General features: G+C 30.5%; 11 protein-coding genes. 6 read left to right on the top strand and 5 right to left on the bottom strand.

Going from position 1 to position 12,758, the window contains the following annotated elements:
- Nucleotides 1-2: 2 nt before the first annotated feature.
- Entirely contained in the window at nt 3-884 is an 882-nt protein-coding gene (locus CVD18_RS02525; protein WP_103863873.1) for a LysR family transcriptional regulator, read from the bottom strand.
- Nucleotides 885-1,018: 134 nt separating this feature from the next.
- Here CVD18_RS02525 and CVD18_RS02520 point away from each other — a divergent pair, with 134 nt between their 5' ends.
- Together CVD18_RS02520 and CVD18_RS02515 are read left to right on the top strand one after the other, a co-directional pair.
- On the top strand, nt 1,019-2,467 hold the full coding sequence (locus tag CVD18_RS02520) for an aminotransferase class I/II-fold pyridoxal phosphate-dependent enzyme (RefSeq protein ID WP_103863872.1): 1,449 nt from the start codon (nt 1,019-1,021) through the stop codon (nt 2,465-2,467).
- 103 nt (nt 2,468-2,570) lie between these two features.
- Nucleotides 2,571-2,981 (top strand): hypothetical protein, encoded by a 411-nt coding sequence (locus CVD18_RS02515; RefSeq protein ID WP_146052686.1) that lies wholly within the window; start codon nt 2,571-2,573, stop codon nt 2,979-2,981.
- On the opposite strand, the gene CVD18_RS02510 is transcribed toward CVD18_RS02515, so the two are convergent.
- Entirely contained in the window at nt 2,978-4,204 is a 1,227-nt protein-coding gene (locus CVD18_RS02510) for a DUF4139 domain-containing protein (RefSeq protein ID WP_255409409.1), read from the bottom strand. The two genes, CVD18_RS02515 and CVD18_RS02510, sit on opposite strands and share 4 nt — an antisense overlap.
- Nucleotides 4,205-4,366: 162 nt before the next feature.
- Entirely contained in the window at nt 4,367-5,308 is a 942-nt protein-coding gene (locus CVD18_RS02505) for an IS1595 family transposase (RefSeq protein ID WP_103863869.1), read from the bottom strand.
- Between the two features lie 124 nt (nt 5,309-5,432).
- Between CVD18_RS02505 and CVD18_RS02500 the strand changes: the two genes are divergently transcribed.
- The 4 genes from CVD18_RS02500 (at nt 5,433) to CVD18_RS02485 (ending at nt 10,342) form a co-directional block, all read left to right on the top strand.
- A complete protein-coding gene (locus CVD18_RS02500) occupies nt 5,433-6,545 on the top strand; it encodes a nuclear transport factor 2 family protein (RefSeq protein WP_103863868.1) in 1,113 nt (370 codons plus the stop codon).
- Nucleotides 6,546-7,224: 679 nt separating this feature from the next.
- Complete coding sequence (locus tag CVD18_RS02495; protein WP_103863867.1) at nt 7,225-7,701, top strand: hypothetical protein; 477 nt, start codon at nt 7,225-7,227, stop codon at nt 7,699-7,701.
- Nucleotides 7,702-7,912: 211 nt separating this feature from the next.
- Complete coding sequence (locus tag CVD18_RS02490) at nt 7,913-8,104, top strand: cold-shock protein (protein WP_103863866.1); 192 nt, start codon at nt 7,913-7,915, stop codon at nt 8,102-8,104.
- Between the two features lie 342 nt (nt 8,105-8,446).
- Nucleotides 8,447-10,342: a PAS domain-containing sensor histidine kinase gene (locus CVD18_RS02485; protein ID WP_103863865.1), complete on the top strand. Its 1,896-nt coding sequence runs from the start codon at nt 8,447-8,449 to the stop codon at nt 10,340-10,342.
- 36 nt (nt 10,343-10,378) lie between these two features.
- On the opposite strand, the gene CVD18_RS02480 is transcribed toward CVD18_RS02485, so the two are convergent.
- Together CVD18_RS02480 and CVD18_RS02475 are read right to left on the bottom strand one after the other, a co-directional pair.
- Entirely contained in the window at nt 10,379-11,164 is a 786-nt protein-coding gene (locus CVD18_RS02480; RefSeq protein WP_103863927.1) for a DUF3050 domain-containing protein, read from the bottom strand.
- Between the two features lie 269 nt (nt 11,165-11,433).
- A complete protein-coding gene (locus CVD18_RS02475; RefSeq protein WP_103863864.1) occupies nt 11,434-12,117 on the bottom strand; it encodes a M57 family metalloprotease in 684 nt (227 codons plus the stop codon).
- Between the last annotated feature and the right edge of the window lie 641 nt (nt 12,118-12,758).

The raw sequence follows: 12,758 nt of genomic DNA, 5'->3' as shown, positions 1-12,758 counted from the left end.
GATCAATCTGATTTCCAATTTTTAAGTAATTCAAATAATCTGGAATTTTCTGATTCTCTTTTAGGGTTCCATAGCATAGTAAGCTCTGCTTTTTGTTTGATATTGTTTAATTCTATAGTTTTTATAGGGAATTTATGACCTCGTAAAGAGGAAGCAGGCTCAAAAGAAATACCTAATCCTGCTTCTACAAGCCTGAAGCTTGTACTTGCAGAATCTGTTTCATGAATAACCTTTGGTATAAAGCCAGCATCAATGCATATGGTTTCTAGAATGCGTACATAATTAGGACCATCCGCCATTGATGGAAATATAAACTCTTCGTTGGCAAATACAGAAACGTCTCTATAATTATCTTTTGTAATACTATGATCTTGTGGTAGTAATATGACAAAATTATCAATATATAAAACTTTACTCTTTAAATTCAACGGAACCATAGGGTTTGTTGCAAAACCAATATCTAGCTCATCTTGTTGCAATGCTAGGTATTGATCTCTATTGTTCATCTCTTTCAGAATTGTTTTTATGCCTGGAATTTGATGATTAATAGTTTTTAATATTTTAGGGAGGATTGTTTGCATTATAGAATGGGTAAATCCGATAGTGATTTCACCCGCTTGCCCATTATAAATATTTGCAGTTTGTTTTTTTATTTTTTCCAGTTGTGTGATTAACTTTTTTGTTTCCTTAATAAAATAAACACCTGCTGAGGTAAGTTCGACATTGCGCTTATCTCTTTTGAAAAGTATTGCTCCAATTTTCTCTTCTAATTGCCTTATTTGCCTACTTAGAGCAGGTTGTACAATATTAAGCTCTTCTGCAGCTCTACTAAAGTTTAACTTCTCTGATAATACGATTGCACTTTTAAGCTGTTGAATGTTCATTAATCATTTTTTAGCATTAATTAATCAAAATTAAGTATTTTTTATTATAAATAGAGATAGCTAATTTTGATATCTATATAACTATTGATTTGATAGATTATATCAATGAATACTCATTTAATTATTAGATTAGGATGCAAGAAAATACCATACCCAAAATAGATGTATTAGAAAAAGCGTATGACCCTACAGATTTTAGGAAGATAGGGCATCAGGTTATAGATTTATTAGCAGATCATTTAGAGAAAGTACAAAATGATAAAGAACATCTTGTACTGGCTTACAAAGATCCAGAAGAAGAATTGACGTATTGGCAAGATGATTTTTCTTCTGATTCGGGTATATTAGATGTCTTCAAAAATATATTAGATCATTCTATTCAGGTACATCACCCTAGATATATTGGTCATCAGGTTGCCGTGCCTGCATTAATCTCTTCATTGGCAGGAATGATGTCGGATATGTTAAGTAATGGTACAGGAGTGTATGAAATGGGAATGGCTTCTAATGCGATAGAGAAGATTGTAACTGATCTTTTGGCAAGAAAAATTGGATTCGATATGCCAAGTTCTGGTTTTCTTACATCTGGAGGTACATTGGCAAATCTTACAGCGCTATTAGCAGCTCGTAGGGCGATTGCACCTTCTAGTGTGTGGCAAAATGGACATAAAGAAAAATTAGCAGTATTGGTTTCTGAAGAAGCACATTATTGTATTGATAGAGCAGCTAGAATTATAGGGTTGGGGAGTGATGGTATTATCAAAATCCCTGTAGATAGTAATTATAAGATGAATACAAGACTTCTAGATCATTATTATGATAAAGCAATATCAGAAGGGTTTTGTGTTATAGCACTTGTGGGTTGTGCATGTTCTACAGCAACAGGATCATATGATGACTTAGAAACACTTGCTGATTTTGCAAACCAACATAACATATGGTTTCATATAGATGGAGCTCATGGTGGTGGCGTAGTATTTTCTAAAAAATACCAGCACCTGGCAAAAGGAATAGAAAAGGCAGATTCTGTAGTTATAGATTTTCATAAAATGCTGATGACACCAGCATTGAATACAGCATTGATTTTTAAGAAAGAAGAAAACGCGTATCAAACTTTTGCGCAAAAAGCGCAATATCTATGGGATTCACAGCATACCAGAGAATGGTATAACTCTGGAAAACGAACGTTTGAATGCACTAAACTTATGATGTCTATAAAGATATATACCATTCTAAAAGCCTACGGAGAAGAAGTATTTGGAAAAAATATTGACAGCCTTTATGATCAAGCCTCTGTTTTTGCTGAAATGATCAAAGAACGACCTTCTTTTGAGTTAGCACATGCACCTGAAGCTAATATTATTAATTTTAGATATATAAAAACAGACTCTAAGAATATAAACCCTCTTAATAATGCTATTAGAAAGCAACTAGTGGCATCTGGTAAATTTTATATTGTTCAGACGACGATAGAAGAGGATCGCTATTTACGAACTACAATTATGAATCCGTTGACTCAAAAAGAAGACCTTAAAGCACTTCTTGATGAGATAGAGGATATTGCATTAAATCTTTTAAACTAGTGTGAAAGTATAGATCTATTTTTAATATTTAACATTTAATACACGCAACGAATGCTATATGTACTTCATCTATAGAGTATAGAGAATTATAAATATATATAAGATGAAATATTTAGTTGGTTTGATATTCTTACTAGTAGTAATGGGTTGTAGTGATGATGATGATACTGTTGTTGATCCTAATCCCGATTCATCAGGATTACAAGGAACATGGAATTTATCTAATGTTACAGGAGGATTTATTGGTGTAAATGAGGATTTTGAAAAAGGAGTTATTGTATGGGTCTTTGATGAATCTAATAAAAAGGTAGAAATCACCAATAATGATATGACAAGTTCTTCTACAGGAGACCTTTTACCTACAGGAATATATTCTTATTCTATTATAGAGGTTCAAGGAAACCAAGAATTACTCATCAATGATAGAAATCTGGGTAATTTTGAGATTACAGCTAATGAATTTAGCATTGATGAGCAATTTAAAGATGGTTTTCGGTTCACATTTCAACGTTAGAGATTGATGTAACGGTTTTTTGGATATTTTACCTGATAAGAAAATTTCTTTTCTTCTTTTTGGTTTGGTGCAATATCCAGTTTCCAGATCATCATTCCTGTCTTGTTATTATACAAGGAGTTTCCTGTATCTATATTATCTAACTTGATTTCTTTGTTTTGAGAGATAGGAATACGATCCTCTATAGCAATACGAATTTTATGCTGTTTATTATTTTTAATTTCAATTTTATACCCGCTATTTATAATTCTATTACTACCTGTAAAAGAAGTGTTTTTGAAATTAGTGAGCTGTTCTCTTTTAACTATAATATTTGGATCAATACCCAGTGAGACAGTAATACTATCTGTAGTAGCTAGTGGATCAATATTTGTTTTTCCCGCAAAACTGCCTTCAAAATAGATGTTAGCTTCTCCTGCTAATAAATTAAATTGCTCCCAACTTCCTAGTTTTGCTGTAAGGAATACATTTTCATTAACTTCTGGAGTTACATAATACTGGTAATCAGCTTTCATATCAAAGTTGTCAATTTGAATTACAGTAATGTCGGAATTGGAATTGATGGTATATTTTTTCTTAATTTTAAATTGAGTATTTATAATCCCTTGCTCTTTAGTCTCTACAACTTGATTATACTCTTTTTTTGCCTCTTTTTTTGCAAACAAATCATTAATACGTCCATTTAAAGAAGATCCACGTGCTGTAATCACTACTTCGTCTAATTGTGTTTCGTCTTCTTCTAATTGAATATTGATCATTGATGAGTGTATAGGAGCCGTTGTGTTAGTAAATCCTATGTAAGAAAAAGAAAGTTCTTTACCTTTTTGAATCACTATACTATACTTACCATCAAAGTCTGTCTGAGTCCCGTTACTGGTTCCTTTTTCAATAATAGTAGCACCAGGAAGAGGTTGCCCTTGTGAGTCTGTAATAACACCAGTAACTCTTTTTATCATCGGATTGTATTTATACCCTTGATTTTGTGTTCGATAATTATTTTTATATCTATGATGTGTAAAGTTTAGATACTTAGGATTTAAATCTGGCTTTAGGTTATTGATATTAGGGTCTCCAGTAGATAAAGTGATAGCTACATTTTGCCAATCGGTTCCTGTTTGTTGATATAAATTTGCTTTGTAGGTAATGGTAAGAGGGCTTTTTATATTTTTTGATTTAATATCATAAATAGGAAACCATCCAGCATTGGTAACATTATATTGTATTTTTAGATTAAGTTTAGAAGTAATAGGAGCGTCTAATTTTAGTCTAATTTCTCCTCTTTCTTCTTTGTTATGATTATTTAATTTATTGATTTCGTTTTTGAGTTTTTGTACCTGATTATTCAGATCATTTACTTTTTGAGTAATGGTATAAATATTATATGCTTATCCGTTTTCTTCCCCAAGATAATTCCATCTATTAGATACAGCTGCGACCATCAGTCTATCGAAAATATTATCAAAATACCTTCGATTAAACTTAAAGCAGTATTCATTTAGATAGTTTTGAAGAAAATCATCATCTATTCTATGATGTACATCAAGTAGCAATCTCTTAGCATTGCTTATTGCTGTATGCACCCATGGTAATATTGTGTTAATTTCTTTTTTTGGAACCACTTTAGAATCCAAATTATAATCCTCTTTCAAATTATTATAACTGTTTGATTTGTCTGAAACAATTTTAGTATTCTTTTTTACCTTTTCCTTTACCACCACAGCTAAATCTTCTTTTTTTAATGATTCAATAACCGTCATCTTTAAATATCCTACACGTTTTTTAGTTCTATGTTTTTTAGGATTATAATTTTGTTCTTCTACTCTTGATTCTGCTGCAACCAACACCGTTGATTGACGCTGACTTCCTCGTCCTCGTTTTAATGGTTCTGTTTTATCCCTTGTTATAGAGACAGTTTCAAAAAAACCTTCATCTAATTCTATTTCCTCTCCTAATTCGTATTGTTCGTCTCTAAGCCCCATAACACTTCGTAATTTATGAACCATTGACCAGATAGGCTCATAACGTTTATGACCTATTTGACGTTGAATTTCTTTAGCAGAAAATGATTTCTTTGTACTTGTTATTAAGTGCATGGCTATAAACCAGTATTGGTAGGGCAATTTACTGCTCTGCATTACCGTTCCACTCTTCAAAGTAGTACGATGCTTACAGCTCTTACATTCCCATTGCTCTCTGTTCTTTTTCCAGTAATGGGAAGTACTACCGCATTTTTTACACGTTACACCTTCTTGTAAACGATACGATTTAAATGCTATCTTACAGCTTTCCTCGTCTGGATAATGCTTAAAAAACTCAATTAATTTCATACTTTAAAGATACCAAGTAATAGGGAAACATACGGATAAGCATAATATATAATTCTTGAATAGAATTAAAAGACATGTATTATACTATTGCCGAAATTTTATATTCATCAAAAAACAAATACATATGCAATCGTATCTATTGGCAATCATACTCATTTTATTCAGCAACATTTTATTTTCACAAACAGAAGACAATTTACTACGTGAAACATTACAAAATTATATCGATGGTACTTCTTATGATCAACCAGAAATTATAAAAAAGGCATTTTATAATGAAGCAAACTTGTATCTGAGCCATAAAGAAAAAGATGTATGGATCGTACCAGTATCAGAATACGCAAATTGGTTCAAAAAAGGTACTCCAAATCAATTTAATGGCCGCATAGGGAACATTGTATCTATCGACCATTATAATGATATTGCAGTGGCCAAAGTAGAGATTATCCTTCCTAGTAAAGGAATAGAATTTATGGATATGTTTTTACTCAAAAAAATTAAAAATAATTGGAAAGTTATAAGTAAAACTGCAAGCAGCAAAAAAAGCAATCAATCAGGGGATCGTATTCTGTTTATTGTATCCAATGCACATTATCATGGTAGTTCTGATATTGCTACAGGAAATAGTTTTTCAGAAATAGTTAATGCTTTTGACACCTTTACAAACGAAGGTTATACAGTAGATTTTGTAAGCCCAGATGGAGGTAGTATTCCTCTTGCTTATATTAACACTTCTGATTCTTTGCATAAAAAGTATATCTATACTACTGATTTTATGTACGCATTAAAGCATACAAAAAAACCTTCTGATATAGACCCTCAAAATTATAAAGCAGTTCATTATATAGGAGGAGGAAGTGCGATGTATGGAGTACCAGAAAACAAAGAAATTCAAAAGTTATCTATGACTATTTTTGAAAAATATGGGGGCATTATATCTTCTGTATGTCACGGAACAGCAGGAATTGTGAATTTGAAAACAAAAGATGGAAAATATCTTGTAAATGGAAATACTATTAGTGGATATCCTGATTCTTTTGAGAAACAAGATGCTGATTATTTCAAGCAATTTCCTTTTAAAATTCAAGAAACAATTGAAAAGCGAGGTGGCACATTTAGATTTTCTTCCAGAAACTCTATGCATGTAGAAGTAGAAGGAAATCTTATAACAGGACAAAATTATCTATCCTCAAAACATGTTGCTCTAAAAATAATCGAACGTTTAAGAAATCAATAAGCACAATACATATAAAATATGCAACTTACCCTCGAAGTAAGTACTTGAAATATACTTGTGAAAAAAATATTTCAAGATAAGCTTCGGGGTTTACACATTCTTTTAAAATTACAAGAGGAATTACCAGAAAATAATTCCCCCTATAATAGATTTAAAAAACAAATGCCCAAAATTTGTTATATCTCTCTTACTTACGAAGTGCATAACTTGAAGCTTGAGGTAGTTCTCTTAAAAAGTTTAATAGATTCTTAAAATTAAGCCCTAAAACAAAATAAAAATGATCCATGATTGTGTGTTTTTTTGTGTTAATCTACACTAAGATAACACGTTATCAACAAAAAGGCAAGAAAAGTGTTTATTAAATGTTGATAATTGGTTGAAACCATGTTAAAAACCGATGAAATACACAATTAATTCACAATTTAAAGTGAAAAAATTCAAAAATTAATCAATAATGTTAATAACTTTGTTATCATAAAATCATCTAAATAAAACTAATCACTGAATTACAGCTAGTTAAAAAAATCATTATGCTATGGTTATTACTATTTCGTACCTAACGCTATAATACTTCTTTTTAAGTAAAAAAACATATATCTTATATCACTCTCTCTGAGTTGATACTTTTAGCTAAATTGCACGTATTAATCATGTACATAAAAGCAATCCTACTTCACAGATGAAAACTGCTACAGCAAAAGAAATTAAAACAGAATTGGCAGACTATTCTCATCAACAGCTTATCGATCTTTGTCTTCGCCTATCGCAATTCAAAAAAGAAAACAAAGAATTACTCTCGTATCTACTATTTGATGCTACCCATGAAGAAACATATATCATCAATATAAAAAATGAAATAGATGAATTATTTCTAACCATTAATACTGCTTCATATTATTATATAAAGAAAACTGTAAGAAAAATTTTACGAACACTCAAAAAATATATTCGCTATTCAAAAAATAAAGAGACTGAAATAGAAGTCTTGCTTTATTTTTGTAAAAAACTAAAAAACCTTGCTCCGTCTATAAATCACAATAACACACTCTTAAACCTATATAACCGAGAGATTATTTTGATCAAAAAGAAAATTACTGTTTTACATGAAGATTTGCAATATGACTACAAACTAGAGTTAGAGAATTTAAATTTGTAGAAGAAATACAAGCACACTACCGCTAGTATTTTACATAAATCACCCAGTATAATCAATTCTTCAAAGATTCCTAAAAATTATTTTTATATCCTCAATAGCAATAAACATTATTTTTTTTTGTTTAAAATATTGAAGTAAAAAACACACAGATGATGATCATTTAGATATTTGGCGTTATCTTTGGTTTTATTAACTAATTTAAATATAAGAAATGAATAAAGGAACAGTAAAATTCTTCAACGACACCAAAGGTTTTGGTTTTATTACTGAAGAAGATTCTAACAAAGAACATTTTGTACACATCTCTGGATTGATCGATGAAATCAGAGAAGGAGACGCAGTAGAATTTGATTTACAAGAAGGAAAAAAAGGATTAAACGCGGTAAATGTTAAAGTACTTTAATAATATCCTATTTAATTACGAATGTACAAAACCTGTCGCTTCGGCAGGTTTTTTTGTTGTTTAAAAATAGCTACCCTCCCTCTTCTTTTTTCTTTATTCCTCTCTCTTTTTGACTTTTAGCAATTAAAAAAGTAAATTGTAGTAATATCCAAGCACTTATTCAGAGTTATTTTTTTATTAAAATCATTTAATAAAAAAACTAAACATCAATTATTTTTACGGTTTTACGTAAGTAAAATTTAACAAATGTTTGTAGCTTTAAGGAGCTTAATAAAACAAAACACTATATACTAAAACCTATAAACAGCCTGAATACCTTATATATAATGTAGTATAATAGCTATGGACACACAACTATTTTATCAAATTTCGATTTTTTTATTTCAAGGGTTTGTTGTAGCCTTTTTAATATTACTACTCTTTCGTTTACGTACCATTGTAGGTTTAGGTGTATTATTTACCACATTAGGATTGTTTCAGTTTATACAGGTTTTTATGGCTAGTACGCTCTACTTTGAAATATCTGAAAACATTGTTGTTTCTCCTGGTTCATCTGTATTGTTTAGTGCTACACTGTTTGCTATATTATTAATGTATATAAAAGAAGATGCAATTACGACCAGAAAATTAATCTATGCTTTAATTATAGCCAATCTTGTACTATGCCTTCTTTTACTTGTTTTTAAAATAAACATCGAAGAAGTATATAGTTATAATCCTTTTGATATCTCTACAGAATTCTTTTATACCAATGTATCTGTTTTATTTGTAGGAACAGGCATTTTATACTTAGACTCCATATTAATAATTTTTCTGTTTGAATATATCTCAAAATACATTCCTAATTTGTTTTTTAGAATATTACTTACCATGATATTAGTCCTTAGTTTTGATGCTTTCTTCTTTACACTAGGATCATTCAGGTTTTTTGACGATATCCAAAAAATCTTATATTCTGGATTGGTATCAAAGAACTTTATGGCTGTTTTTTACAGTATTTTTTTTACTATTTATTTAAAATATTTTGAAAAAGATGTATACAAGACAAATTACCTAACATTTAAAGATGTATTCCATTCTCTAACATACAAACAAAAATTTGAAGTTGCAGAAAAAGCTGTACAACTCACAGAAAATAGATATCATACACTTACCAACCTAGTACCTGTAGGTATTTTTATGACAAATGCAAAAGGTAAAACCATATTCGTAAACCCAAAATGGTGTTCGATTTCTGGGTTATCGCAAGAAAATGCTTTGAATGATGGTTTTTTTAGTGCTGTACATACCGAAGATAGAGAAGGTTTAAAAAAAGGATGGTATACTACACCTGATAAAAGAAACATTGCTGACGTAGAATATAGGTTTGTAAAACCTGATGGAACCATTACTTGGGTATTAGGCAGAGCTATCCCTGAGCATAACGAAAAAAAGCAGATAATAGGATATGTAGGTACGATTACTGATATCACCGAGATCAAATTATATGAACTAGAATTAAATCGATTGAAAGAGAAAGCCGAGGAAAGTGACCGCCTAAAATCTGCTTTTCTAGCAAATATGAGTCATGAAATACGAACTCCTATGAATGGAATACTTGGTCTAGCTGAACTTTTAAACGAACCTAAACTCACAGGTGATGAACAACAATTATATCTAGATTTAATAAAAGAAAGTGGGGCTCGTATGCTTAACATTATTAGAGATATTGTTGATATCTCTAGAATATCAGCTGATCAAGTAACTGTTTCTATAGACAAAGTAAATATTAATGAACAAACAGAGTATTTATTGAACAAATTTACTCCTAAAGCTGTAAAAAAAGAAACTACGTTATCATTATCCAACGGTATATTGGTGGATGACACAATTATTTATACTGACGAAGAAAAATTTAATGTTATCCTAACAAAACTAATTCAAAACGCTATAAAATATACAGAAAAAGGACATATAGAATTTGGGTACAAAAAAGAAAGAGATCTTTTACAGTTTTATGTAAAAGACACTGGTACGGGTATTGCCGAGAATCGGCAAAAAGCGATTTTTGAACGGTTTGTACAGGCCGATTTAGAAGATCGATATGCATTAGAAGGAGCAGGCATTGGATTATCTATTGCCAAGGCATATGTAGAAATGTTAGATGGCAAAATTTGGCTAGAGAGTAAAAAAGGAAAGGGATCAACCTTTTATTTTACTATTCCGTATTCCAAAACACTATCCCCTACCCCTCATTAACTCACTACTACGCTATATTAAATCAAAAAATAACAATTATACCATATGTACTTCAGCATTTTTAATTGATTGTAAAATACCATCCCATAAAACTATTCTTTTTTCAAGTGATTTTTTACTTATCTCAACACAATCATTCCATTTATCAATATCATCTCCACACAACTCATCAATCATTCTCATAGCCAACGGGCCATGTACATCTGCATCTAGTTCGATATGCCTATTAAGGTAATACACTAGTTTATCTAAAGAATCTGGTAGTTTATCATTTAAATCCTTGACCAATACAGTAAACATTTCTGGTATCAGATCTTCTCTACCAAATGTAAAAGCAGCTGCAATTTTATGAGGCTCTTTGGTATCTATCACAGAAAAAGTAAAAAGTACAAACTCCTTTACAGATTCAGGAATATCAATCTGATTCAAGGCACTTTCTACACCAATCCCCTGATGTAATAACTCAACAAACTGCTCTATTCTTGTAGTATCAGACTGACACTCTTGCATCGCTTCTAAGTACAGTTCATAATGACTTGCAGGATTACCATCCTGATCTTGATCTGTTTCTTCATCTAATACAATCTCATTTATAAGTTTACGAGTTGATGGATTTCCCTTAGGAACCCATGGTAATGATACACAAGTAAGTTCTATTTGCAATGCTTTTAAAAGAGACATAAAATCCCATACTGCAAAAACATGGTACTCTAAAAATTTTTGTAAATCATCTAATGTGGTAATTGACTTATATACTTTATGATTAAGAAGCTCGATACGTAATGGTTCTATTTCTTGTTGAATATTCGGGGTAGGAATCATTTCTTTATTTTTTATAAAATAGTCTGACAATAATTGCTTGATAAAACAAGCGTTTCTTATAATGAAAAATGTTATAATTTCTCTGCAAAAATATTGTTCTTTATTTCAAAATCAAAAGAAATACCCTTTGTTCTCTCACAAGATTTTTCAACTATTTACTTCTTTAAGTATCAACTGAAAAATTATTTAAAACAGCATTATCAATAAAAATAAAGGCTTTACTAATGATTATTAGTAAAGCCTTTATAGTATATAATTTACATCAAAAATTATCTAACTACAATATCTGGAAATTGGGCTGTAATTGCATTCCTATCTTGTTGAGTCATCCCTGCCCAGTTATCATCTCCTGGTAAAAAGTTATTTCTCATAAAAGAGACTTGCCCTTGATCACTATGTTGAAAACCTACATTATGTCCCAACTCATGAGTCATTACCAAAAATCTTTTCCCATAATTTAATGGACCATGACCATATGTAACAGGGTCATAATTCAAATTGATTGTCACAAATGCTCCTACTGCACCACCTGCTGCTTGAGGAAAATCTGCACCTGCAGGAGAAAAATCAAATCCAACCTCAGCTTCTCCAGAGATTACAATATCTGCCTCTCCTCTGTTGGTCGTTCTACTCATACTTATTCCTGGACTAGAAGAATTCCATTGATTAATTGCATTTTGAGTTGGCACCATCCATTCTTGGGGAACATTGTTATTAAGAAACACTTTTATATCTCTAACTTCAAAAACCCCCGCAAACCCTACAAAATCTTGTCTTTTTAGAGTATTAGAGGGTTCTCCAAAATAAATATCTCTATTCCTTTTCTGAATAGTCTCTTGTTGTTCAAAAACTTCTGTTTCAAGCTTATTTTTCTCACAAGAAGCAAATAAAATAACGACCAACATTATTCCAGATAACAAAATCGTTTTGTGTTTAAAAATTCTAGTTTTCATTGTATTTGTGTTTTAAGAGTTAAGTTTTATAAAAAACATAGTATATTCTCTTGCTAATCAAATTTTAATTAACAGATAAAGTATTGAAAATATTGATCTAGACAATAAGGGAATTAAATTCTAACACCTGTTTAATCAGATATTTTAAATACTAGCAAGAAACCATCTATATTTCTTAATAATTTATAGCCACAAATTTAGAGTAGCAAATAAAGCATTGCCTTTATTATTTTCTAATTAACTTACATTTAGTACATCTAACTTTTCAAAAAAAAAACCTTAACATTTCAAAAAAAACACAAACCGCTAAAAATGAAATAATTAAAATAAAATCATCGCGATATTTACTTATTTTATTATTAAATAAAAAATTCTAAAGGTGTTAACATTTAACCAAACTGAACCACTATGGACTTTAAGTCCATAGGTTCGGGCTGGTGACTAAAAGTCACCCCATGGTCATTTCTCAATTATAAAATTCGTTGCATTACCATCATCTGGTCTGCCATGATGTTCCAAATACTCATTAACCATTGCATCTGTAATATTATACAATTTACGGATATTAACTTCGCATAAATGCGTCTAAGTAGTGATGATTACTTACTATAGATTTTATAAGTTCATTACTCATACTTTCT

Origin of the sequence: Aquimarina sp. I32.4, from assembly GCF_002924285.1 — a bacterium.
Lineage (GTDB): Bacteria > Bacteroidota > Bacteroidia > Flavobacteriales > Flavobacteriaceae > Aquimarina.
Note: the sequence above shows the minus strand (reverse complement) of the source record. Positions and strands in the feature narration are given on the sequence as shown.